This is a genomic window from Paenibacillus terrigena DSM 21567 (genome assembly GCF_000374845.1).
In the GTDB taxonomy this organism is placed as follows: Bacteria; Bacillota; Bacilli; order Paenibacillales; family Paenibacillaceae; genus Paenibacillus_K; species Paenibacillus_K terrigena.
On sequence record NZ_KB895419.1, the window covers coordinates 214,158 to 238,115 of the forward strand.

Annotated in this window: 21 protein-coding genes; 14 read left to right on the forward strand and 7 right to left on the reverse strand. The window is 45.3% G+C overall.

All coding sequences use genetic code 11. The features are described from left to right. The first annotated feature begins 26 nt into the window (after nucleotides 1–26). The 10 genes from C558_RS0121085 to C558_RS0121130 all read left to right on the forward strand — a co-directional run bounded on the left by C558_RS0121085 (nucleotide 27) and on the right by C558_RS0121130 (nucleotide 10,152). A complete protein-coding gene (locus C558_RS0121085) occupies nucleotides 27–725 on the forward strand; it encodes a response regulator transcription factor (RefSeq protein ID WP_018758287.1) in 699 nt (232 codons plus the stop codon). Beyond that, the gene (locus C558_RS0121090) at nucleotides 718–1,818 is read left to right on the forward strand and encodes a sensor histidine kinase (protein WP_018758288.1); all 1,101 of its coding nucleotides are present in this window, start codon (nucleotides 718–720) and stop codon (nucleotides 1,816–1,818) included. The genes C558_RS0121085 and C558_RS0121090 overlap by 8 nt, the downstream gene beginning before the upstream one ends. A gap of 75 nt (nucleotides 1,819–1,893) precedes the next feature. Further along, entirely contained in the window at nucleotides 1,894–2,808 is a 915-nt protein-coding gene (locus C558_RS0121095) for a carbohydrate ABC transporter permease (protein WP_018758289.1), read from the forward strand. Between the two features lie 15 nt (nucleotides 2,809–2,823). Then, on the forward strand, nucleotides 2,824–3,684 hold the full coding sequence (locus C558_RS0121100; RefSeq protein WP_018758290.1) for a carbohydrate ABC transporter permease: 861 nt from the start codon (nucleotides 2,824–2,826) through the stop codon (nucleotides 3,682–3,684). 25 nt (nucleotides 3,685–3,709) lie between these two features. After that, nucleotides 3,710–4,870, forward strand: coding sequence for an efflux RND transporter periplasmic adaptor subunit (locus C558_RS0121105; RefSeq protein WP_018758291.1), 1,161 nt, complete (start codon nucleotides 3,710–3,712; stop codon nucleotides 4,868–4,870). Between the two features lie 31 nt (nucleotides 4,871–4,901). After that, nucleotides 4,902–6,218, forward strand: coding sequence for an ABC transporter substrate-binding protein (locus C558_RS0121110; protein ID WP_018758292.1), 1,317 nt, complete (start codon nucleotides 4,902–4,904; stop codon nucleotides 6,216–6,218). A 153-nt stretch (nucleotides 6,219–6,371) separates the two neighbouring features. Then, on the forward strand, nucleotides 6,372–7,160 hold the full coding sequence (locus C558_RS0121115; protein ID WP_018758293.1) for a DeoR/GlpR family DNA-binding transcription regulator: 789 nt from the start codon (nucleotides 6,372–6,374) through the stop codon (nucleotides 7,158–7,160). Then, nucleotides 7,157–8,311, forward strand: a complete 1,155-nt coding sequence (nagA, locus tag C558_RS0121120; protein ID WP_018758294.1) for an N-acetylglucosamine-6-phosphate deacetylase — start codon at nucleotides 7,157–7,159, stop codon at nucleotides 8,309–8,311. The genes C558_RS0121115 and nagA overlap by 4 nt, the downstream gene beginning before the upstream one ends. A 158-nt stretch (nucleotides 8,312–8,469) precedes the next feature. Further along, nucleotides 8,470–9,336: an AraC family transcriptional regulator gene (locus C558_RS0121125; RefSeq protein WP_245583847.1), complete on the forward strand. Its 867-nt coding sequence runs from the start codon at nucleotides 8,470–8,472 to the stop codon at nucleotides 9,334–9,336. Nucleotides 9,337–9,363: 27 nt separating this feature from the next. Next, nucleotides 9,364–10,152, forward strand: a complete 789-nt coding sequence (locus C558_RS0121130) for a class I SAM-dependent methyltransferase (RefSeq protein ID WP_156826214.1) — start codon at nucleotides 9,364–9,366, stop codon at nucleotides 10,150–10,152. 71 nt (nucleotides 10,153–10,223) lie between these two features. Here the strand turns inward: C558_RS0121130 and C558_RS0121135 are convergent, their stop codons facing one another. The 3 genes from C558_RS0121135 to C558_RS0121145 are packed head-to-tail and all read right to left on the reverse strand — an operon-like array spanning nucleotide 10,224 to nucleotide 13,988. After that, a complete protein-coding gene (locus tag C558_RS0121135; protein ID WP_018758297.1) occupies nucleotides 10,224–11,390 on the reverse strand; it encodes a Ger(x)C family spore germination protein in 1,167 nt (388 codons plus the stop codon). Continuing rightward, nucleotides 11,387–12,895, reverse strand: a complete 1,509-nt coding sequence (locus tag C558_RS0121140) for a spore germination protein (RefSeq protein WP_018758298.1) — start codon at nucleotides 12,893–12,895, stop codon at nucleotides 11,387–11,389. Before C558_RS0121140 ends, C558_RS0121135 begins: the two co-directional genes overlap by 4 nt. Beyond that, on the reverse strand, nucleotides 12,876–13,988 hold the full coding sequence (locus C558_RS0121145; RefSeq protein WP_018758299.1) for an endospore germination permease: 1,113 nt from the start codon (nucleotides 13,986–13,988) through the stop codon (nucleotides 12,876–12,878). Before C558_RS0121145 ends, C558_RS0121140 begins: the two co-directional genes overlap by 20 nt. A gap of 162 nt (nucleotides 13,989–14,150) precedes the next feature. On the opposite strand from C558_RS0121145, the gene C558_RS0121150 reads away from it, so the two are divergent. The 3 genes from C558_RS0121150 (at nucleotide 14,151) to C558_RS0121160 (ending at nucleotide 16,356) form a co-directional block, all read left to right on the forward strand. Then, nucleotides 14,151–14,534 (forward strand): VOC family protein, encoded by a 384-nt coding sequence (locus C558_RS0121150; protein ID WP_018758300.1) that lies wholly within the window; start codon nucleotides 14,151–14,153, stop codon nucleotides 14,532–14,534. A 90-nt stretch (nucleotides 14,535–14,624) separates the two neighbouring features. Beyond that, on the forward strand, nucleotides 14,625–15,476 hold the full coding sequence (locus C558_RS0121155; RefSeq protein WP_018758301.1) for an AraC family ligand binding domain-containing protein: 852 nt from the start codon (nucleotides 14,625–14,627) through the stop codon (nucleotides 15,474–15,476). Beyond that, nucleotides 15,466–16,356, forward strand: a complete 891-nt coding sequence (locus C558_RS0121160; RefSeq protein ID WP_018758302.1) for a DMT family transporter — start codon at nucleotides 15,466–15,468, stop codon at nucleotides 16,354–16,356. Before C558_RS0121155 ends, C558_RS0121160 begins: the two co-directional genes overlap by 11 nt. Nucleotides 16,357–16,569: 213 nt before the next feature. On the opposite strand, the gene phnE (C558_RS0121165) is transcribed toward C558_RS0121160, so the two are convergent. From phnE (C558_RS0121165) to C558_RS0121180, 4 genes are read right to left on the reverse strand one after another with little or no spacing between them, the layout of a single operon-like run. Then, the gene (gene phnE / locus C558_RS0121165; protein WP_018758303.1) at nucleotides 16,570–17,367 is read right to left on the reverse strand and encodes a phosphonate ABC transporter, permease protein PhnE; all 798 of its coding nucleotides are present in this window, start codon (nucleotides 17,365–17,367) and stop codon (nucleotides 16,570–16,572) included. Beyond that, the gene (gene phnE, locus C558_RS0121170; protein ID WP_018758304.1) at nucleotides 17,364–18,176 is read right to left on the reverse strand and encodes a phosphonate ABC transporter, permease protein PhnE; all 813 of its coding nucleotides are present in this window, start codon (nucleotides 18,174–18,176) and stop codon (nucleotides 17,364–17,366) included. Before phnE (C558_RS0121170) ends, phnE (C558_RS0121165) begins: the two co-directional genes overlap by 4 nt. After that, nucleotides 18,173–18,943 (reverse strand): phosphonate ABC transporter ATP-binding protein, encoded by a 771-nt coding sequence (gene phnC / locus C558_RS0121175; RefSeq protein WP_018758305.1) that lies wholly within the window; start codon nucleotides 18,941–18,943, stop codon nucleotides 18,173–18,175. The genes phnE (C558_RS0121170) and phnC overlap by 4 nt, the downstream gene beginning before the upstream one ends. A gap of 20 nt (nucleotides 18,944–18,963) precedes the next feature. Next, a complete protein-coding gene (locus C558_RS0121180; RefSeq protein WP_018758306.1) occupies nucleotides 18,964–19,884 on the reverse strand; it encodes a phosphate/phosphite/phosphonate ABC transporter substrate-binding protein in 921 nt (306 codons plus the stop codon). 342 nt (nucleotides 19,885–20,226) lie between these two features. Here C558_RS0121180 and C558_RS33280 point away from each other — a divergent pair, with 342 nt between their 5' ends. After that, nucleotides 20,227–23,844 carry a DUF6359 domain-containing protein gene (locus C558_RS33280; protein WP_018758307.1) on the forward strand — a complete coding sequence of 1,206 codons (3,618 nt, stop codon included), beginning with the start codon at nucleotides 20,227–20,229 and terminating at the stop codon, nucleotides 23,842–23,844. Nucleotides 23,845–23,958 lie beyond the last annotated feature (114 nt).

The window sequence follows — 23,958 nt, forward strand, 5'->3', positions numbered from 1 at the left end:
TTAACTATACGCAGAGGATGGATATTATGAAACAGATTACGGTTCTAATCGCAGATGATGAAGCAGAGATTGTTGATCTGATTTGCCTGCATTTAGAGAAAGAAGGGTATGCGATCATTAAGGCGTCCGACGGTCAAGAAGCAATTCATGCGGTGCAAACTCATCATATTGATCTTGCGATATTGGATATCATGATGCCCAAACTAGATGGATACGAAGTCACCCGCCAAATTCGAGAACATAATCCGATGCCGATCATCTTCGTAAGCGCCAAGGCAACCGATTTAGATAAAATCACGGGTCTTGTGCGAGGGGCGGATGATTATGTAACTAAGCCGTTCAACCCGATGGAGCTGATCGCTCGCGTGAATGCACAGCTGAGACGTTTCAAGCATTTGAATCAACCAGCGCCCGTCGCCGGTTCAACCGTGCTGGAAGTTGGAGGTGTGATGATAAATCTGGATCAGCGTTCAGTCACGTTGTATGGCGAACCGATCGATTTAACACCCAAAGAATTCGATATTTTATATCTGCTCGCCAGTTACCCCAAAAAGGTGTTTAGTGCGGAGAATATTTTCCAGCAAGTATGGGGTGAAGCTTACTATGAGAGCGGCAACACGGTCATGGTGCATATCCGGGGCTTGCGCAAAAAGCTGAAGGAAGATATGAACAAAAACAAATTGATCAAAACCGTGTGGGGGGTAGGGTACACGTTCAATGGGTAGCATGTTAAGAAGTTTTCGCTCCAAAATGATCTTAATATTCGGTCTAAGTATGCTTTTAGCGGGAAGTATCATTTACGGCTTGTATAAAATACTTCAGCTCTATTATCATGCCCAAGTGAAATTTGAAGATTTTGAGACTAGAATTCGTTATTTTATCCGGGAAGTCGGCGATATCAATTTCTTCTTGATCTTTTTTATTCCCTTAGCAATTCTCTTTTTCTTCTTGCTGACGAAGCGTTATGCAACTTATTTCCGTGAAATATCCAATGGGATTCGAAATTTAGCCAATGGCGAATTCGAGAAACGTGTAACGGTATCGTCTCGTGATGAATTCGGGGATATTGCAGCAGATATTAACATCGCTGGTGAAAAATTGTTGGAAGCTGTCTCAAGAGGAGATTTTGCAGAGACCAGCAAAGATCAACTAGTGTTAAACTTGGCCCATGATCTACGTACACCATTAACTTCTGTCATTGGGTATTTGGATTATATTCTGAAGGACGAGCAATTGTCGCAAGAGCAAGCGCGGCACTATACGAGCATTGCTTACGCCAAGTCTCAGCGTCTTGAGAGATTGATCGATGAATTGTTCGAGATTACGAGAATGAATCACGGCATGGTGCAAATTGAGAAGAAACCAATCGATCTCGCCGCTCTACTGGAGCAGTTGTCCGAAGAATTATATCCGCTATTTGAGAAGAATAACTTGGTATCCCGCTTACAGGCATCATCGCAGTTAATGATTATGGGGGACGGAGACCTGCTCGCCCGCGTATTCGAGAATTTATTAACGAATGCGGTTCGTTATGGCAGTGACGGTAGATTCGTCGATATTCATGCATTCCCTGATGCAGGTGACATTGTGGTTCAAGTAATCAATTACGGAAACGCGATCTCACCGGAAGAACTACCGCATCTATTCGAGATGTTCTACACCGGCGACAAATCACGGACGCATCATGAGGGCAGCACCGGTCTTGGTCTATTTATCTCGAAAAATATCGTATCACAGCATAATGGCACGATCACGGCCGACAGCAGCATCATACGTACCATCTTTGAAGTGCGATTACCGCAAGCTGAAGTGAATTAAGGAAAATTTAATGATTACCCCATTTCTTTTTAAAATGTTTCACCTATCCTTGTCGTAGTAGGGAGGGGAACACGGATGAAAAAGAAATGGGGTTTTTGGCTTGCATACATAAGAAAGTTCAACTTGGATAAATGGATTCGTAGTGATTCTGCAGCTGCCTGGATGTTCCTTGCGCCTAGCTTGATTGGGTTCGCTATGTTTTATCTGATCCCGTTCGCTATGGGTGTCGGGTACTCTATGATGGATAGCACGATCAATGGCCAATTCGTCGGCTTGGATAATTATCAAGTACTGCTGGCAAGCGACTCCTTTCGCAAAGCCGCGTCCAATACCTTCTGGTTCACCGTAGTAACGGTTCCGGTGATCATCGCAATTTCACTCGGATTAGCCATGCTATTAAATCAGAACATCTACATTCGCAATGCCCTAAGAACGGCATATGTATTGCCGCTTGTGGTTCCCGTCGCATCCATTGTTGTGATCTGGCAGATCCTGTTTGATTGGAATGGCTCGCTCAATGCATTGCTTCACGATTTTGGCTTCGGACGTATCGATTGGATGAAGACAAGCGCTGCGAGATATGTTGTGATCGCCGTGTATTTATGGAAGAACGTCGGGTATAACATTATTTTATTCTTGGCAGGACTTCAGCAAATCCCTAAAGATTACTACGAAACCGCTGACTTGGAAGGGGCGGGGCGTCTTCGGCAGTTCAAGAGCATCACGTTGGTCTATTTAACATCGACGATGTTCTTCGTCATCATCATGTCCATCATCAATTCGTTCAAGGTATTCCGGGAAACGTACCTGATTGCAGGTGATTATCCCCATGACAGCATTTATATACTTCAGCATTATATGAACAATACGTTCATGTCGCTCGACATTCAGAAGTTAACGGCAGCGGCAACCATGATGGTAGGGTGCATATTGATCATCGTCATCCTATTGTTTGCGCTTGAACGAAGGTTCCGACAGTTTATGGAATAGCAGGAGGTAAACCAAGTGCAAAAAACGAATGTAGGGTCAAAAATAGCATTAACAGGTTTGATGTCGATCATCGCGCTATCCTTGCTGTTTCCAATCGTGATTACTTTCACAAATTCCTTGACTTCAGCGAGTGAAATCAGCATGAATTACGACGCAATCGGGAAGATGAACACATCGGAATTCGTCAATCTGAAGCTGCTGCCAGATGTTGTGACTTTCGAGCAATATCATAAAGTTTTAGTTGACAGTCCTAGATTTCTCATGATGTTCTGGAACTCCGTATATATGGTTGTACCGATCATTGCAGGGCAGACACTGGTGGCAGCGTTCGCTGCATATGCGTTCTCCAAGCTGCAATTCCGCGGAAGGGACCCGTTGTTTCTTGTGTATGTATTGACGATGCTTATGCCGTTCCAAGTGACGCTCGTGCCTAATTATATTATGGCGGATCGTTTGGGACTGATGAATACATCAAGCGCAATTATATTACCTGGTATTTTCGCAGCATTCGGCGTGTTTATGCTTAGACAGTTCACGATGAATATTCCCTATGCCTATATCGAAGCAGCCAAAATGGATGGTGCCGGTCACATTCGAATTTTCTGCAGGATTATTATCCCGATGATTCAGCCAGGAGTCGCAGCCCTTATCGTTCTATTATTCGTCGATTACTGGAATATGGTGGAACAACCGCTGATTTTCTTGGATGAACCGTTCAAGATGCCACTGTCCGTCTTTCTATCGAGAATTAATCAGGAAGAGAAAGGCGTTGCATTCGCAGCATCCATGCTCTACATGACACCCATGGTGCTGTTATTTCTATATGCGGAATCTTACTTTATCGAAGGCATTCAACTGTCCGGTATTAAAGGGTAGTTGGTACGGTTAGGAGGCAAACGGAATGGGGTCAATAGAGGAATTAAATCAACGCAAACGCAATCGGAAGATTCGAATGATCTTCATTATTTTTATGGCAGCGCTCTTGATATTTACCATTTATAGCAACACGCTGCAATCTCTGACGCTGCCGAAAGTAAGAGCGGAGAAAGCGATTCTAGGGAGTATCGAGCATTCGCTCGAGGGGAGCAGTGTGTTGCAACCGCTGGCGGAAGCGAAGCTCTTGAATCCTGCTGGCTGGAAAGTAACGGCTATTGCGGTCAAAGAAGGAGATCGAGTGAAGAAAGGACAGTCCCTAATCACTTATGACAGCAAATCAGCGGAACAAGAACTGAAAGACGAGGAAGCACAATTAGCCAAGCTTAAGTTCGACCTGCAGAACAGCCAAGACCAATTTATTGCTTACGCAACGGATGGCGACGAAGCGAAGGTTCGCAGCACTAGACGCGATATCGAAATGCGCAGAATCGATCTTGGTGTACAGGAGAGGAAGATTCATTCGCTGCAAGACAAGCTCGAGAATAACAATAAGCTGACCGCGCCTTTCGACGGTGTCGTCACGAAATTGAACGCCGTTGAAGGGATCGCATCGATGGGAGAACCAGATGTTCAAGTTGCGAATAACCTTCGCGGATTTCGAATGGAGTTCATGATCGATTCCTCGCTCATGACCAGCCTAGGGATCACGTTGAAGGAGAAAGTACCGATTGAGATCCGACCCGACGCTAGTCAGCAAGTCAGAACTATCGAGGGAACGGTCTACGACATCGCTGATGCAGCACCTCGAATAGACACGTCATCAAATCAAGAGACGAAGACGCCAGCAGTGGTCGCACAGAAAATCATTCGTGTGCAAGTGATCGATCCTCAGCTGAAGGGAGGTGAACAGGCGTTCATCAAACTGACAAAACGCTCAGCACAAGAGGGTTTAGTCCTCTCGAATGAGGCGATTCATCAGGATCGAGAGGGTCAATATATTTACCGGATAGAACAGAAGAAGGGTGCACTTGGCAATGAATTTATTGTTCGTAAGACCAAGATCCAATCCAGTGAAGCCAATGACAAGGAAACCCTGCTTGTGTCATTTGATTTTGATATGAATGATCTGATCATTCTCGAGAGTACGGAGCCGTTACAGAACGGCAATCGCGTTCGACTGCAATAACATTGAGCTAGGAGAAGAGAGGAATCATACGATGAAAAAACAAATGCTGATAGGCATGATGTGTATCTTAATCGCGGCGACGACCGCTTGCGGTAGTGGAGATGGCTCCAGCAAGAATACGGCTAGTAAAGAGAAACGAAAGAGCAATGACGGCAAGACGATTGTTACCCTGAGTTCACTCACGGTCAATCCTTACTTCGAGGCGTTAGAGAAGAAATTCGAACAGAAGTATCCGGATATCGACTTACAAATTCAAGCTTATCTTGGCATCGATGAGGAAATGACGGAATCATCAGCTGAAAAGTATCTTAAACAGACGAATTCAGCGATGTTATCGGGGGAAGGCGCAGACATCTTTGAAATGAGCTATTTGCCGGTCGAGAAATATGTGACTAAAAATATGCTTGTCAATATGAGCGATAGGTTAGAAGCCGATAAAACGTTGAAAAAAAGCGATCTGAACATGAATGTGTTGAACGGAATGAAAACGGATGGAGGCTTGTATTCCGTTCCGAGTTCATTTTTCGTCGGTACGTTTGTCGGAGATGGAGATGCACTTGCGAAGACAGTCAAGGTGGACGAGAAGAACTGGACTTGGACACAGTTCGAGGATGTGGCGCGCAAGTTCAAGGCGAGCAGCCAAGGGGATCGATTCGCCCTGGCGAGTTACGCGCCGGAACGATTCTTGCAAATCTTGGTTAAGAATAATAACGCTGATTTCATAGATGCCGAGAATCATCAGGCTAAATTCGATTCACCGTTATTCGTGCAAAGCTTGGAACAAATAAAAAAGATGTATGACGAAAAAATCATGTCGGCCAACCAAAGCAAGCCGAGCAACCAATTGTTCTACCACACCTATTTATACTCACCTTTGGATGTGGTTGAAGGGGCATTCCGATTCTATGCGAATCCGAAATTGCTGCCTACGCCGCATACGAAGGAAGATGAAGCTGGTACGACCTTCTTAATACCGAACCAACTCGGGATTTCAGCCAATTCACCGGTTAAAGATGAAGCGTGGAAGTTCATTGCTTTCCTTATGTCGGAAGAAGCGCAATCCTTGAATGAAAGAGAAGGCTTCTCTCTTCTCACATCCGTCAATGAACAGACGCTTCAAGACATCGAGAAGCGCGTTAAAAAAGGTGAGATCACAACGAAAATGACGGATCGCCACTTCGATGAACTGAAGCAGCTCATTCAATCTGCGAGCAGCTTGGCTAAGGCGGACGATAAGATGTTATCCATTATTGAAGAAGAATCTAAATCGTATTTCAGCGGTCAGAAGTCGGCGGAAGAAGTGGCAAAGCTGATTCAGAATCGTGTAACGACGTATATAAATGAATAGTTGGGCAACAGTTGAAAATGGATGTTGAGTGTGATGGATCTACTGCGATGCGGTGGGTCCATTTTATTTACTTATAAATACTTATTGAAATTAACAATGTGCTTATATATACTTATTATATTGATTGAATTGCCGAATGAGGAGGGAATGGAGATGTTCCAAGAGGAGAGATTATTGAAAATCTTAGCCTATTTAAAAGCGCATCAATCCATGAGCGTTGGCGAAATTTGCTCGCATTTCCAAGTATCGCGAGATACGGCGCGTCGAGATATTGTCAGGTTAGTTCAAGAAGGTGTTGTTGAACGAACGCATGGCGGGGTGGCCCTGCCAGAGCTTCAGAAGGAGCTTTCCTCCTATCAAGATCGTCTCATTGAGGAATCCTCCAGCAAGGACGAAATTGGCCGACTCAGCGCCAAACTGATTCGCGATCATGAGACGGTCTACTTGGACGTCTCGACGACGGTTCAATTTGTCGCGGAACATGTTGAGGCCAAACAGATTACCGCAGTTACCCATTCCATCGATAATGTTAGCATTCTATCCAAACGAGAGGATCTGAGCATTTATGTGCTCGGCGGTTATCTGCACATCCAGAACCGCCTCTTATCCGGTCCTTCCGTCGTCGATAAAATTCGCGAAATTCGCGCAGACAAAGCATTTATCGGAGCAACGGCCATTCGCCCAGACGGACTCTATTATCCGTATGAAGAAGATGTCAGGGTGAAGAAAGAAATGGCTAGGCAGTCCGATCAAGTGATTCTTGTCGTGGATCATACGAAATTTGGGGCGAAATCGAGATTCAAGCTCGATTTTGAGTACGTCGATATTATCGTGACCGATCAACCGGTTTCAAGCGAAATGAGAGAACTATTGGATGCTAGAAATATTACGCTGATCGAATGCACGACAGAAAATCCACAGGATGGAGCTGAATCGCGATGAATCATAAGATGATCACAAATGTGAACGTATTGCTGCCTCATCAATTATTACCTTCGTCTACGGTCTGGATCGCAGATGGAAAGATCGAGCGAATTGAGACGCAAGAGAGCTTGCAAATCGACGAAAGATACGAACGTATCGATGGTCAAGGCATGTGGCTGATCCCTGGCATGATCGATGTTCATATTCATGGCGCAAATGGATACGACATGATGGATGGAACCGAAGCCAGTATTCAAGCGGTATCTCGTGCATGTGCAGCAACAGGATGTTCTTCGTTCTTGGCAACTTCAGTGAGTTCCACGATAGAAGATTTGCTGAACATGATTCGCAGCGTGAAATCGGTGATTGGTCATGAGCATGGGGCGAAAATCGTGGGTATTCACTTGGAAGGGCCGTACTTGAACCCGAAGCGCAAAGGAATGCAGAATGAGAAGTATCTTCGTCATCCTGATCTTGAAGAAATGAAGCTGATTTTCCAGGAAGCGGGTTCACTCATTAAGATGGTGACGATCGCGCCGGAATTGCCGGGTGGATTAGAACTGATATCTTATTTGAAAGAACAAGGAGTGGTCATCGCCGTTGCCCACTCCGATGCGACATACGAGGAGGCAAAAGAGGCATTTGGCGCGGGCGCAAGCCATGTGACTCATTGCTTTAACGGGATGCGACCGATTCATCATCGAGATCCCGGTCTCATCGTCGCCGCATTCGAGGAACCACATGTGAGCCTGCAAGCAATTGTCGATCAAGTTCACTTGCATCCTGCAATCGTCCGGCTGATGCATCGTATCAAAGGGCCGGAAGGGATGGTGCTCATTACGGACGCGCTTCAAGCGATGGGACTTGGTGATGGGGATTACCTATTCGGCGGCCATCATGTTCATGTAACGGAGGGGATTGCTAGGCTAGCCGATGGTACTTTGGCATCGAGTACGGTGACGATGAATGAAGCGCTGCGTCTGACAGTTGAGAACGGAATACCTTTAATCGATGCGGTGCAGATGGCATCGACATCACCCGCACGGATCTTAGGATTGTCGAGTAAAGGGAATATTGAAGTCGGATTCGATGCGGATTTCGTCTTGCTTAACGAGAAATATGAAGTGCAATGGACCATGGTCGAAGGCGTCATTTCATGTAAAGCCTGATATGTTCAGGCTTTTCTTTGTTATATTCTCGACCTCTTCTTATGTAGTCGATTTAGCAAAATTGGAACAGCAGCTTCTCTTCCTGACAGCTATAATAAGTTCAAATGACATCACCGCGCGGAGAAAGGAAAGATGATGCATTGAATTACGCAGAGGATATGAGGCGAAGTATCGCTTATATCGAAATGAACTTGAAAAAGGATCTAAATGCCAATGAGATCGCAGATCATATTGGATATTCGGTTTATCACTTTTGCAGAGTGTTCAGCATGGTTCAAGGCGTGCCGCCAATGGACTTTGTCCGTAAGAAGAGATTGAATCAAGCCAGGAGGGAGCTGCTCTTAGGCCGCAAAGTCATTGATATTGCATTGGAATTTGGTTTTGAGACGGCAAGCGGCTTCTCCAAAGCCTTTCGTAAGGAATTTGGCTACAGCCCCACGGTTTACATTGCCAAGATTAACAACTTCAGTACAAGTCAATCTGCATCGAGTACAGGAGGGTTTCAAATGAATCCAATGATCACGAGTAAACCTGCATTCAAGGTGGCAGGGTATGGCATTCGAACTAACATTGCAAGCGGTTATACCAAAGATATCGCAGCTTACTGGGACACATATATCGGTGAGAATCTAGAGAACAAAATGTATACCCAGTTGAATCCGCCAGCACATGGGGAGGTGGGGATCTGTATTCCTTCCTCGGATGATGGCAATATCATCTATTTATTTGGTGTCATTGTTGAAGATTACGCCAAAGTTACACCAGATATGATGACATGGGAAGTTCCAGGAGCGAAATATGCCGTCTTCACTACGCCCCCCGTTGATAACATGGATTCAGCGTCTTCCTATGATGCGGATCCACTATCAACAGCGGTGAAGGCAACCTGGAAATACATTTTCGAGGAATGGTTCCCAAGTAGCGATTATGCCTATGATGAATCCAAACTTGACTTTGAATTCTATGATGAACGCTGCCACGGATTGAAAGATGCTGTCATGGATATTTATGTTCCGATTAAGTAACAGGCGGCAGGGAGAGGAATGGAGCTCATGGACAAACACTATTATGGTGATTTATGTTCATTGTATTACGATATTGACAAGCCGACGGCACCGAGCGAAGAATTGAACTATTTGTTATCTTTTGCATCGAAAGAAATGAGAATCTTAGAACCGATGTGTGGTTCGGGACGATTTATCATTCCGTTTGTGGAACGAGGATACCCCATCGATGGATTTGATGTATCGAAAGATATGATTGCAAGGTGCCGGGATAAACTACGCTCGATGGATTCATCATCTCGAATTGATTTATGCGATTTTGCAGCGTTTGATTCGAATAGAGAGCCTTATGACCTTATTTTTATCACAGCAGCATCTTTTTCATTGCTTACGGACAGAGCTGTGATCGACCAAGCTTTACAAATGATGAAACATTCTCTGAAATCATCCGGACGAATTGTTCTCAGTGTGATAACCGATTTGGAATATCGCAACAATTCTTCCTCTAAGGTAGATGAGGCTAAACTCGAATCTGATGCGGAACATCAAAGTAAGAAAGTAAGAAAAGGTTCTATCGAAGTGGTGCTAAAAGGGGATTCGACCTATGATGCCGATGAGCAAATTCAATCCTCTACATTGTCCTACGATCTTTATGTGGATGGTCGGTATGTTCATACAGAAGTTGAGGATATTAATCTGAGGCTGTATCACCCGAACGAGTTGGATGATATTGTTGAGCAGTGCGGGTTGCAAATTGATCACAAATATACGAATTTTGATAAGAATCAATCTGATTTTCTTAACGCTGATGTCATCTTGTATGAGCTGCGAAAATAAGGAGAAAGACTTCTGGCGGGATCCTTAAGAGGGGAGATCCCACCGAAGTCTTTTTTTTGGTTCGTGGTTTTTTATCTTCTTAGTTTCCTCATACCTGCGTTCTTAAGCTTCACTCTGACATTAACATGATCAATCATATCCGGACGAAGTCGAATCGTCTGACCTTTCTGATGACGATTCCAATAATTCACATGCTGACGGTAAATTTCTTCGCGAATGGAGAATAAATCGACGCCCTTCTGAACCCCATCGCGGAATGTTTTTAGTATTTCATTGCGGATATTTTGTTCTGCAAGTTTTTCCATTTTGTGCGGTTGCATATCTGTGAGCGCCTCTTCAATCGAACCGTCAATGAGTAACTGAATGGTGACCTTTGGGATTTGCTGAGGGCCTTCTAGCTTTACAGTAATTTTACTCTCAGGCACATTGAGTGCTAGCATCGCTACAGGCTTCTTATGGGGTTCGATTTGGAGTGCGGTATGTACAACATTTTTTGAAGCCCACCGTAATCCCGTAATGTCTTTTTTAGCCCACCAACCTTGAAACAGATCCTTCTCCATCGTAAAGAGTCCATCAATTGCATAAGCTTCCTTTGGTTTCAAATCTTCAAACCAATGATCTTTATTGAGCGAAATGCTAGGAAGGAGCAGCGTAGAGCCTGGACGCAACCAGTTGATGAACATTTCTCTCAGTGAAATGGGCTGAATGTAGGACTGCTGCATATAGACCTCCTTTGGTTGATGAAGGATGGAATTTATGGGTGACAAGTTGAACGTGGTTGGTGCAGCGAACAGCTCTTTTATGGAGCTCCGAGTCCCATATACCCAAGGAGAGAATCGAATTTCATGATACCGCAGCATCGAATCGGTCATTCTACGGAGATTCTGCTTCATCGCACGTTCATGAAAGACGACCGCACTGATATGCTCCCAAATGATAGGCAGCTGTGATGCTGTGAAAATATCATTCACAGCCGCGTCGAGCGTGTCACCTTCACCTCGTCCTGTCCAGACCGGAATGTGTTCTTTGGATTTTGCGCCTTCTTGCTTCGCAAGGATGGTAAAGTCCAAGGATTGTGAATAGACGACAAACTTGTTATTCTCATAATCAACCCCCATTGCCGTGACATAGTTCAAATCTTGAATGTTCTTCTTATCCCAGCAACCGGTTAAGGTTATTGTTAGCAACAAAAATATACCTATCGTGAACAAACTCATGATTCGTCGCGAATAAGTCATGTCTCATCTCCTTGCCTCGTCTCATCCATTGGGTGAATATAATGGGGACGTTTTCCATTTTGAGAAGGAGGAAAAGCCGCAATGGACTTAAACATGTCACGGAAAGAAGGCGGTGAAATGGGGGACAAATAGGAGATTCCGAAGGATTCTAATGTGGACAAGTACAGCAATATCCCCAGCATGGAAATAAAAAACCCAAACATGCCAAAATAATTCGACATGAGCAGCACTCCAAATTTAAGGATACTAACGGTTCCACTTAAGGATTGATTCACGAGTGTGAATGTGGCAACCGCATTGACCGCTGCAACAACTAACATGGTTGGAGAACCCAATCCTGCACGTATCGCCGCATCCCCTACAATTAATCCACCTACAACGGCAACGGTTTGTCCAACGGCTTTGGGCAAGCGGGCCCCAGCTTCACGGAAGATCTCGAATAATCCGAGCATAAGAATCAATTCCATCGCTGCAGTGAAGGGAAGTCCCATTCTTGCTGTTGTCACTGTGGCTAGCAGCGGAAGAGGAAGCTGCTCGACGTTAAATGCACATAATGCTAACCAGAATCCAGGTATGAAAATGGATATGATTAGCCCAATTACGCGTAATAGACGTTGAAATGTTACGAAGAAATACGGAAAATGGACATCTTCAGGTGATTTCAGCTCCAATAAGAGATCAGCTGGACCGATCAACGCCATGGGGACTGTATCCACAATAATGGAAAATCGGCCTCGAACCAATGCCTGTACGACATAATCTGGCCTTCCGATATAATCCAACAACGGGAACAAGGAATATTTCGAATCTCCCAGTGCTTCGCCAAGCTGGGAACTGCTAACAACCGAATCCACGTCAATCTTGGATAAGCGCTGTTTCACGGTTTCGATCATTTCTTTATTGGCAACATCCTCCAAATATAACAAGGCGATATTCGTCTGAGATCGTCTTCCGATGATACGGGTTTCAATTTTTAACGATTCGGTCTTAAGACGTTTGCGAATTAATCCAAGATTGGTCGTGATGTTCTCTGTAAACCCATCTTTCGGTCCTTTGATCGAAATTTCAGTGCTTGATTCTTCAGGTGTGCGATTTGGGGCATCTGAGATATCCAGTGTGTAGAACACATTCTGTAGAGGCACGCATATGAGCAAATATCCGCTGAATACTTTGGTTATTGCCTCATGAACGCCTTTGGAAGCATCAATCTTATCAATAGCTAGGAGTGGGTTGTGTTGTAATTCCTCTATCCAATGATGGTTATGCAGCATTTGATGAATTTTTGGAATGATGAATTGATTGATCTGCTTGTGGTCGGTCACACCATCACACCACACAAGATTGATCTCCATCACAGATAAATCTGTACCGAATACGAGGGAATGGTATTCGATATCTGCGCAATTAGACAAGCGTTGTCTCAGATTCGCATAGGTTAACGGCATACTGGGCGTAGGATTTAAGTTGTCAGATTGTTCTATCGGATTACTGGGTTGATGTGTCATGGGGTTTAATCCTCCTGTTAGCATGATGTAACCGGGTCAGCAGACAAAGGATGAAGGATAAGACGATAATGCCTATCGCCGTGATTGGATAGTAGTACGAATACAACCAATTCATAAACACCATATCACTCATACTGAACTGTACGGTAAGGATCAAAGCGATAGATACGGATATGCAAAAAATGAATTTAGGGAGCTTGCTTCGGATGGGCGTAAGATCGTAAATGAAAAATATCGCCAGGGAAATGCGAATAAACGCTCCGGATAACCATTGGTAAATGGATAGAAAATCTAAATGATTGATATACTTGCCGATCGTAACTAGTCGCCATTGTTCAAAGACAGGAAACCGTAGCTCCATGGCAATTTCACGACCAAAGTTCGCGATGGAGCCCAAATAAGGACCGATCGTTAATCCAGCAAGACATATCGCAAGAATAGCTAAGCCTCGATAGCTTGCCTTCGTCGAGAGATGATGCTGTAGTAAGAGGAACATGAACAGTTCCACCATGCCGGCTCCAGGGTATAACAAGCCTCTTAGGATCGGGTAGAAGCCATTCTCGAGTACTGGCGTGATCAAGCTGTAATCTTTATATTGAAAGTTCACTCCCATGACAAAATAACCAAGGATAAGGACAACTGGCAGCAAAGCGCCTGCACAGATGGCAATAGAACGAATCCCGGCAAGTGCCGCTAATGAGCATAAGATGGTCAAAATCGTTGCGAGCATGTAGACAGGGGTTTTCGTTAGGTAGGATGTGTTCGTCCAATTGGTCGTATCTTTTAAGGATACGAAGGCAACGGAGAATAAATACACAAGCAGAATTCCAACGATGATCCAGGCTATGAAGGCGCCAGATTGTTCTTTCAACCACGAATAGATGGGGCGTGTCCCTTTACGGTTCATAACATAGAGCAAGGCAGGAATCCATAGGAAAGCGATGCACATGACAAGTAAAATACTGATCCAGCCATCGCTTCCCGTACTTTGGAGCAGAAGCGGGATAATATGAACATGGTTAAGTAATCCGGTCGATAAGATCATGATCATGCAGGCTTGAAAAAAAGTAACGGATTTTGTGCCAGCTTTCATAGTGAACTCCTAACATTGCAAGATGGTGTTAATGTGCTCCAACACCTGTGAAATCATTCCATTGCGGGGGGAATTCGTCGCCAAAATCCATTGTGAAAGGTTACGATTGGATGGTAAGATCGGGAAGACGCTGTGTAAAATGAAGTCTAAGGGGAGAAGGAAATGATTGAATATTTGAACATCCATCATGTGAGTCTCGCAGTACGCGATTTAACGAAAGCCAAACAATTTTATAAAGAGATTCTTCAGTTGCCAGAATTGACGCGTCCACCGTTTCAATCCAATGGGGCATGGTATGCCATCGGCGATCAGCAGCTTCATCTAATCGAATGTCCGGAAGGCGAGGCGCTTCGCAAAGGTCCGATCCATACACAAGATAGTCACTTTGCAGTGTGGGTGAAGAGCTATCGAGATACGATAGACTGGTTGGAGCAATCGGGGATACCCTATGAAGCCAGACCAGAGAGCGTTGCGGGATTTACACAGATTTACATTCTAGATGTTGATCATCATATCATTGAGTTCGATGCACCCTATGGTTCCTAAGTTGACTTTCGAAGAGCAACATCATACAAGAAAAATGAACATCTTTGATCTATAATGAGAGCACATTGACGGAGAGAAGGTGTAGAGATTTTGTCTCACGAGTTGCGCGAGATCCGCTTCGATGCAGACCTGCGGGTGGAAGCGTACCGTTTTGAAGGCATTATGCAGAATTTCCCCAATCACTTTCACGATTACTATGTTATTGGCTTTATCGAGCAAGGGAAAAGGCATGTCATATGCAACAATGAGGAGTTTATTGTAAATAGCGGCGATGTCGTGATCTTCAACCCGCATGACCCACATGCTTGCGCACAGATCGACGGGAGATCTCTGGATTATCGTTCGTTGAATATACAGCCCGAAGTGATGCGTCAATACGTCATGGAGATTACAGGGACGGCCCGTTTCCCGCGCTTCACCAAGGTGGTTATTTATCATAGTGAGCTCGCAGATTCGCTTCGCGATTTACATCGTATGATATGTGACGAACAGCCTGATTTCAAAAAAGAAGAGCTCATGATGCTGCTTATCGAGCAATTACTAACCGATTATTCGGATGTAGAGACCCTGGGTCATGATCGGGAACTGAGCGCTGAAATCATCGCAGTGTCAGCTTACATCGATGCGAACTACATGAGGAATATCAAGTTGGACCAATTCAGTCAATTAACGGGGTTAAGTAAATATTATCTGGTTCGTTCTTTCACGAGAGAGAAAGGGATCTCACCGTACAGCTATCTGGAGACGACGCGGATCAACAACGCCAAGAGGCTTCTAGAATCAGGCGTGTCACCAAGTGAAGTGGCTTTTCTATGTGGCTTTAGTGATCAGAGTCATTTTACGAAATTTTTCAAAAAGCTGATCGGGTTAACACCTAAGCAATATATGCGGGTATTTGTTAGTGAACAGGGATCAAGGCGGTTTACACTTTATGGGGGATAAACGCAACATCACAGCCGGGCATTTATTAGCCTTCATGACCATCATCATCTGGGGAACGACCTTTATCTCGACGAAAATCTTATTAGTCGATTTCACTCCGATGGAGATATTATTCTTTCGGTTTCTTTTAGGATATCTAGTCTTGTTCCTTATTTATTCACGGAAGATTCGAACCCATTCCTTTCAAGAGGAGCTCCTGTTTATGGGGGCAGGGCTTTGTGGAGTGACTTTATACTTTTTATTGGAGAACACGGCGCTAATCTACACGCTAGCTTCCAACGTAGGCGTTATCGTAACGATTGCCCCTTTCTTCACCGCGTTATTCGCACACTTCTTCTTAGAAGGAGAGAAGTTGAACGTTCGCTTTATGATTGGATTTGTTATCGCGCTCGCAGGAATCATAGCCATCGGATTTAACGGCAGTGTCCTGCTGCAGCTGAATCCCGTTGGCGACATCCTTGCTTTTCTTGCACCTATCGTCTGGGCGATCTATTCCGTATTGATGCGCAAAATTAGCGATCTCGGTTATCATACCGTCGGAAGCACCCGTAAAGTGTTTTTCTATGGACTAATCTTTATGGTGCCCGCACTGTTCCTATTTGATTTCCGACTTGGTCTGGACCGATTCTATGATCTCACGATTGTAGCGAATATTCTATTCTTGGGTTTGGGTGCTTCAGCCTTATGTTTCGTCACATGGAACCTTGCGGTAGGTATCCTCGGGGCCGTCAAGACAAGTATATACATATATGTTGTACCTGTAATTACTGTTGCAGCTTCTGCGCTCATTCTGCATGAGGAACTCACCTGGGCCACCTATGTGGGGACTTTCTTAACGCTGGTTGGCTCGTACATCTCAGAGCGAAGTAGGAAGCAATAATCATTTCGTCGACCTTAAATTGCTTGACAAAAAAGTGGGTATAGTCCTTGGACTGTACCCACTTTTTTTCTTTTATAGATCGTCTTAGAAAGGTTGTTGGTATATAGGAGAGAACAAGGAATTTGAATATATTTAATAACATTAATAATTATATTTAACGTAATTAAATAAATGAAATGATGGGGTTGTTCATTCGACTTGTTTTATTCCAAATCAAATAATTCGCTTCCGTAGTTTGCCGGAGATGATGTCAGTCAGCGTGATAAGTATTACGACCCCAAGGAGAATAACACCGACTCGACTCCAATTCCGTACTTGCAGCGCAAAGATGAGTGGTGTCCCGATCCCTCCAGCACCAACGAGCCCAAGCGTAGTCGCTGAACGGATGTTGATCTCGAAACGGTAAAGTGAGTAAGACAGGAATTGGGGTATGACTTGTGGGATGACAGCATATCTCAGCACTTGCAGTCGGTTGGCTCCACAAGCAAGTAAGGCCTCTTGAGGTCCGCGATCAATGCTCTCGATCGTCTCGGAATACAATTTTGCGAGCATGCCTATAGAGTGAATGCCTAGTGCGAGCACGCCTGCGAATGCACCGGGCCCTACGGCTTTGATGAACAAGATGGCGACGATAATCTCCGGAAATACGCGGATTACGCTGAGCAGGATTTTACCGCTTCCGGATACCGTGAGGCGTCTGCTCATATTCGTGGATGCCCAGAAGGCAAAAGGGATGCATAATATCGCAGATACAAATGTGCCAAGGATCGAAATGATTAACGTGTCTAATAATCCACGAAGCAGATCTTCGCCATCTGGAATATACACATACGACCAATCCGGATGCAGGAATCCATTGATAATGGAGAGCATCACAGTTTTCGTAGTGGATTGAACGCCTTCAAAGTGCATGCCTTGAAACGCCCAGTAGTAGATAGCAAGAATGACAATGATACTAAGCCAAAAGCGAATTCGACGGCTTATCGGTTTATACGCTCTTGTATCTCTCATAGCAGACTCCTCCGAATTCTCGTACTGCCGTAATCAATGGCAAGCACAATGACGAGTGTAATCAGGATGATCATGGATGCACGATCGTAACGGAAGAGTCCCAGGGAACGATCGAGTAATATGCCGATTCCTCCAGCACCAACTAATCCAAGTACGGATGCCGCACGGATATTCACCTCGAACGTATAGAGGAAATATGAGACGAAATAAGGAAACGCTTGAGGCACCACGCCGAACATAATCACTTGCAATCGGTTCGCGCCTACGGCAGTCATCGCTTCCAGCGGACCAGGATCAATCGCTTCAATGGATTCGAACGTCAGCTTCGCAATGATCCCGAACGAGAAGAAGAGAAGGGCGAGCATACCTGCGAAAGGTCCAATGCCGAACATCGCGACAAATATCGATGCAAAGAGCAGATCGGGTATCGTACGTACTAAGTTCAAAATGACACGCATCGGTATCGAAACCCACTTGTTCGGCATCATGTTATAGGCACATAAGAGAGCTACGGGAATGGCAAGAATACCGCCTAACGTTGTCCCTACAATCGCGATCTGAATGGTCTCCATTATCGGTTGCCATATGGTCGGTATGTAACTCCAATCGGGAGGAATCATTTCCTGTAGAAGGCTGCCCATTTGAGGCAACCCGGTCATTAACTTGTAGGGCGTGGCATGAATGTGTATCGAGCAAAGAATAAACACGACGATGATCAACAACCATGTAGCTATTCGCTTGTACCGTCCTCTGATCAGCTGGATATCAGGAGGTGATTTCCGTCCTGATCCAGGCACAGCGGGCTTCACACTTCGCCTCCCAGCATTTCGTCGTGTCGAATCGACCGACCGTATATATCTGCAAAGGCTTCGTCGGTTGCCTGTTCCGGCGACCCGTCGAATACGATTTCTCCCGCGCGTAGACCAATAATTCGCGTTGCATATTCACGGGCTAAATCAATGAAATGCAAATTAATAATCGTCGTTATTCTCATCTCTTGATTGATTCGCTTCAGATCATCCATGACTTGACGGGTCGTCAAAGGATCCAGGGAAGCAACTGGCTCATCCGCTAGAATAATCTTGGCTTCCTGCGCTAAAGCCCTCGCAATCGACACCCGTTGCTGTTGACCGCCTGACAGCTGATCGGCGCGGATATATGCTTTCTCTCGGATATTAACCCGTTCCAGCGCATGTAGAGAGAGTTCAATATCTTCTCGCGGGAACATGCCGAGCATCGTTCGAAATGTCGAATGATATGCAACCCTGCCAGATAAAACATTATTAAGCACGGTTGCGCGCTTAATTAAGTTGAAGCTCTGGAAGATCATGCCGATATCGCGTCGAATCCGGCGCAGCTCCTTATCCTTGGCATGCGTAATAGATTTGCCTCCTACTTGGATGTCGCCTTCCGTTATATCATGCAATCGGTTAATCGACCGAAGCAAGGTGGATTTCCCTGCTCCGGATGAACCGACGATGACGACAAGCTCGCCTTCTTCAATGGTTAGATTAATATGGCGAAGTCCAATGGATCCATTCGGATAGGTTTTCGATACATTATGGAATTGAATCATACAAGTCCAACTCTCTCTCGTTACTTGATTTCTTGACCTACAGCCTTCGCATACTCGCGAACCGAATCAAAGTTCTTGTCGTCACCTTTGACATAGCCAACATGTGTATAGATCTCCTTAATAATCTTTGCTCCTTCTTTATCATTCGTGATATCCATAAATGCTTGGCTAATCTTATCTCTCCAACTTTGGTCCATATCATTGCGAACGCTGACGGTATCATTGGGAATCTTAGCCGTGTAATGAAGGACACGCGTTTTCTCGAAAATATCCGGAACATCTTTGATCACGGTATTCCGAGCGTCTTGGAAGTTCGCGACGGCATCGACTTGACCGTTCAATAACGCCATTAATGCCGCATCATGACCTTTGATGGTGATGCCTGTCACGTCTTTATCTGGGTCGATGCCGGCCTTTTTCAATTCAGCAGCTGGATAGACATAGCCTGCGGAAGAAGTGACATTTTGCCAGCCGATTTTCTTGCCTTTCAAGTCTTCCAGGGTTTTAATCGGTGAGTCCTTGGGTACAACGATCATCGCTTTGTAGAAGTCTACCTTCTCGGTCGTAGGTTGGCCTGTTGCATCATCCACACCAAATCGTTGGGCTTGGAGCAGAAGATCTGCGGCTTTTTTATTATCGTGGGCGAGTACATACGCATTCGGCGGCAGGAATCCGACATCCACTTGTTTGGATGCCATGGCTTCGACAATGGTGTTGTAATCAGGGGATACCGTGACGTGGACAGGAATGCCAAGTCTGTCTCCTAGTAGTTTCTCTAGAGGTTTGGTTTTAGCTTCAAGGGTATCTGCATTCTGAGATGGAACGAATTGTACATTAAGCTCTTTCGGTACGTAAGAAGAGCTCGCTTCTTTGGACCCGCAAGCAGCTAGACTCGCAGTGATGAGGATGGTCATGATCATTGCCATTGTCTTTTTAAACATTTTTAGTACCCTCCATTGGTCAATTTTATCTATTGAAAAAACGCCTATATCAGATCTATATATCTGACATCACAGGTCGTAGAACAAAGAAAAAAATGAAAGGTAAAAGAGAATAAACGAGGGTGTTTCCCTATAATCATAAACACGTCCCATGCGTCATATAATCAACGAATTGCCAAGCAGAGGTTGCTTTATTATCGTCAAAGACCTCTGCTTTTGTGTTTTATAATGGCAATATTTAACATAACATTAACACTAAAATACACCGAGACATGCTACAGTTATGACGTTGTAACCACTAAATTGGGATGAAGGAAGGGACAAGGGACGATGAGGAACAGAATGAACATGAGAAGGCTTGGCGCTGTATTTTTAGCACTCTCGTTGTTAATCGGCAATGTGTTTTACTTTCTGCCAGGGACAGCTTCAGCTGCATCGGCGATCACCGTTGCACAAGCCATTGCGAAGAACAACAGCGGCGAGACGGCCACGGTGGAAGGTTTTATCGTAGGTGAAGTGTATAATTCAAAGCCCATTTTTTCTAATTTTCAAGATGATCTCAACTTTTTGATTGCGGATACAGCAAGTGAGACAGACAAAACGAAGCTTATCGATGTTCAGATTACGGCTAGTTACCGGAGCCAATACGGTCTGAAGAGCAACCCGACACATGTCGGCAAAAAAGTTCAGGTCACTGGCACACTAGCAGCATACAGCGGCATGAACGGCGTGAAAAATCCAACGAGCTTCGTCTTGGATGGTACGCCTGGCGGAGGCGAAAATCCAAATCCGACTGACCCAGGCAGCGAGAACATTGGCATTCCCACAACTCTTCCTGACGGCACTGGCAAAAAAGTTCTATTCGATCAGTCCCACGCCCAGACTGCCGGAGCATCGGATTGGGTCATTGATGGAGCGTTCTCGGATTTCGCAGACGGGCTGAAGGCCGCAGGTTTCCAAGTTGATGCGTTAGAAAGAACGATCCCCTATAGCTCTCAAGCGTATGATACCCCTACGATTACACTAAGCAAGTTAAAAGCGTACAACGTATTTGTCATTGGGGAGGCGAATATTCCTTTCAAATCATCCGAGCAAGAGGCGATGCTACAGTATGTGAAGGAAGGCGGTAGTATCTTCTTTATTTCGGATCACTATAATGCCGATCGTAACCTGAACCGCTGGGATTCATCGGAAGTGATGAACGGATACCGTCGTGGTGCTTATAATAATCCTTCGAAAGGGATGGCAGCAGCGGAAGTTGCCTCCGGAGCGATGCAAGGCGTGACCAGCACCGATTGGCTGGGGCAGAATTTCGGTGTTCGATTCCGCTATAATGCGTTAGGCGATTTTACGAAGACCGATACGGTGAAATACGACCAATCCTTCGGCATTACGGCTGGCGTGAATGATGTCGAAATGCACGCAGGTTCGACGATGGTGGTGCTTGATCCGACACGTGTCAAAGGGCTTGTCTATATTCCGAAGACAACTTCAGGGTGGAACAACGCCGTTGAGAAAAGCGATCCAGCGAATTTCCCGAATGGCGGCGTGTATAAAGGCGGCGGAGTAGACGAAGGTCCATTCGCAGCCATTTCCAAGTTACAGAAGGGTAAAGCAGCCTTCATCGGGGATTCTTCTCCCGTTGAAGATGTGACGCCGAGATATGTTCGCGAAGATAACGGTTTGAAGAAGACGACGTATGATGGATTCAAGAGTGAAGGACAGAATAATGTTTTCCTTGTACAGACGGTCAAGTGGTTAGCGGTTCAAGAAGATTACACAACCTTCGAGAATAAAGGCATCACGCTTGATTCCACGACGCCATTGCTGGCAAGCGGGTTGGAGAATCCAGCAACTTCGGTGGAAATTGCGGGTACTGAACCTTGGGGGAATCCTGCAGCTGGATACAAATGGTACGATCCAGCTACATACAAACCGGGTTCTTATGGTACCGGTAAAGGAACGCCCGAAGTACCGATCCCGGATCTGACAACCATCGCTGAAGCTAGAAAAGTCAGCGACAACACGTATGTGACAGTTCAGGGCATTGTCACATCCGAGCCAGGAATCTTCGGTGGATCGGGGTTCTACATGCAGGATGGGACGGCCGGAATTTATATATATCCGAGTCAACCAACAGGTTTTCATGTGGGGGACAAAGTGAAAATCACAGCACAGAAGACCGTATTTAATACAGAAATCGAGCTAATAAACGATGCGAAAATAGAGAAGTTGGATGCGAGTGCGAATATCCCGGCTGCTGTTCCGGTCGTCCAGACAACATTAAATGACGACAATCAAGGTACATTCATTACGCTTAAAGATGTCACGATACAAAATTATGCAACGGTGACGAATTCTCTTGAATTCGATCTGGTGAAAGATGGGGTAACAAGCCGTGTCCGGGTAGACAGCAGAACGAATATCAATGTTGACACGTTCAAGCAGTCATTCCCGGCTGGAACGAAGGTGGACATTACAGGGATTTCATCCATTTTTAAAGGCACTTATCAATTGAAATTATTAAAGAGCGGGGATGTTCAGCTTGCTTCCCAAGCCAATCAACCTCCGGTATTTAAGGCGATTGTGGCCCAAAGTGTGGTAGAAGGGCAACATTTAACCTTCCAAGTCGAGGCAACTGATGCGGATGGCGATAATCTAACCTATACAGCACCTACACTTCCAGGGAATGCCACCTTTGATGCGATTAGCCGCCAATTCTCCTGGACACCGCAAACGCCTGGGGATTATACAGCGTCTTTCCATGTAACGGACGGGAAAGGCGGGGAAGCGACAATTAACGTATCGATTACCGTCACGCCAGCAGCGCAAGGTGCGAGCAACGCGGCCACGTTGACAGGACCCGCTTCATCGTATGTGGGCAGTGCTGCAGACTTGACAGTTGGCATGAAGAACGTTACGGATGGCTTTACGATAGGAAGCATTGTCATTCAATATGATCCGAACGTATGGGGATTTGCGACAAAATCGAATGCAGATGGCACCTTAGCGTTAGCTGACACAGCATTAAGTTCAGACTTGGATAATTCAGGAGTGCTGGCTACGGGTGTCAAACCGGATCAAGGCCAAATTCTTGTCATCGTAGGAAGTACGGGAGCTGATCATATCATAAAAGGTTCAGTCCCGCTCGTCACATTACATGGCACAGTCAAATCGAATGCACCGACAGGTACGACAGCACTTTCACTATCAAGCTTTGATGTATCAAGGGACGGTATAGCCAGTGTGCTGGAAACAACCCAAGCTTCTTGGCATGTCGAAGTGAAGTCAGCTGACAGAGCTGCTTTGATTACAGCGATACAAAATGCGCAGCAACTCCATGACAATGCTGTCGTCGGGTCGGCTCCAGGCCAATATCCATCAGCAGCCAAAGCAGCCCTGAAGGATGCAATTGCAGCAGCAAGTACGGTTCGAGATAATTCATCTGCGACGCAGGAACAGATCAATGCAGCACTTGCAGCCCTGAATACAGCAGTAAACACGTTCAGAAATGCAGTAAATCCATCGACACCAGTAGATAAAGCATCATTAACAGCAGCCATTGCGAATGCGCAAAATCTATTGAACAAAGCTATCACAGGCAATAAAGTCGGCAAGTATCCGGCAGACGCTAAGGCAGCGCTACAAGCAGCAATCGCAGCAGCAACAAATGTGTTGAACAATACTTCCGCATCACAGGCCCAAGTGGACACGGCGGTATCGGTATTAAACGCAGCAGCCGTAACATTCCAATCGAAACTCATCACATTGGTTCCTGGCGCGACGAAGATTACGATCAATGATCTCTCAATTGTTGCGAAATACTTCGGTGTGAAATCGACGGATCCGAATTGGAACAGCATTGCTATCGCAGATGTGTTAGATGAAGGTGAGATTACGATTCGAACGCTGGCAGCCATTGCGCAGCTCGTCGTTGGTGATTGGTACACGAAGAACTAATTGGTAAACATACGACCTAGGTTTTCTTTTTCTCAAACCGCCATGCTTCCTTTACAGGACGCCGATGGCGGTTTGTTTTTTAATTAACATATCATGATGGTTACGCCTATTGTC

Excerpts from the sequence above, each read along its gene's own strand:
- C558_RS0121085 (WP_018758287.1), top strand. The coding sequence starts at position 27 with ATGAAACAGATTACGGTTCTAATCGCAGATGATGAAGCAGAGATTGTT.
- C558_RS0121090 (WP_018758288.1), top strand. The coding sequence starts at position 718 with ATGGGTAGCATGTTAAGAAGTTTTCGCTCCAAAATGATCTTAATATTC.
- C558_RS0121095 (WP_018758289.1), top strand. The coding sequence starts at position 1,894 with ATGAAAAAGAAATGGGGTTTTTGGCTTGCATACATAAGAAAGTTCAAC.
- C558_RS0121105 (WP_018758291.1), top strand. The coding sequence starts at position 3,710 with ATGGGGTCAATAGAGGAATTAAATCAACGCAAACGCAATCGGAAGATT.
- C558_RS0121110 (WP_018758292.1), top strand. The coding sequence starts at position 4,902 with ATGAAAAAACAAATGCTGATAGGCATGATGTGTATCTTAATCGCGGCG.
- C558_RS0121115 (WP_018758293.1), top strand. The coding sequence starts at position 6,372 with ATGTTCCAAGAGGAGAGATTATTGAAAATCTTAGCCTATTTAAAAGCG.
- nagA (WP_018758294.1), top strand. The coding sequence starts at position 7,157 with ATGAATCATAAGATGATCACAAATGTGAACGTATTGCTGCCTCATCAA.
- C558_RS0121125 (WP_245583847.1), top strand. The coding sequence starts at position 8,470 with ATGAGGCGAAGTATCGCTTATATCGAAATGAACTTGAAAAAGGATCTA.
- C558_RS0121130 (WP_156826214.1), top strand. The coding sequence starts at position 9,364 with ATGGACAAACACTATTATGGTGATTTATGTTCATTGTATTACGATATT.
- C558_RS0121135 (WP_018758297.1), bottom strand. The coding sequence starts at position 11,390 with ATGACTTATTCGCGACGAATCATGAGTTTGTTCACGATAGGTATATTT.
- C558_RS0121140 (WP_018758298.1), bottom strand. The coding sequence starts at position 12,895 with ATGACACATCAACCCAGTAATCCGATAGAACAATCTGACAACTTAAAT.
- C558_RS0121145 (WP_018758299.1), bottom strand. The coding sequence starts at position 13,988 with ATGAAAGCTGGCACAAAATCCGTTACTTTTTTTCAAGCCTGCATGATC.
- C558_RS0121150 (WP_018758300.1), top strand. The coding sequence starts at position 14,151 with ATGATTGAATATTTGAACATCCATCATGTGAGTCTCGCAGTACGCGAT.
- C558_RS0121160 (WP_018758302.1), top strand. The coding sequence starts at position 15,466 with ATGGGGGATAAACGCAACATCACAGCCGGGCATTTATTAGCCTTCATG.
- phnE (WP_018758303.1), bottom strand. The coding sequence starts at position 17,367 with ATGAGAGATACAAGAGCGTATAAACCGATAAGCCGTCGAATTCGCTTT.
- phnC (WP_018758305.1), bottom strand. The coding sequence starts at position 18,943 with ATGATTCAATTCCATAATGTATCGAAAACCTATCCGAATGGATCCATT.
- C558_RS0121180 (WP_018758306.1), bottom strand. The coding sequence starts at position 19,884 with ATGTTTAAAAAGACAATGGCAATGATCATGACCATCCTCATCACTGCG.
- C558_RS33280 (WP_018758307.1), top strand. The coding sequence starts at position 20,227 with ATGAACATGAGAAGGCTTGGCGCTGTATTTTTAGCACTCTCGTTGTTA.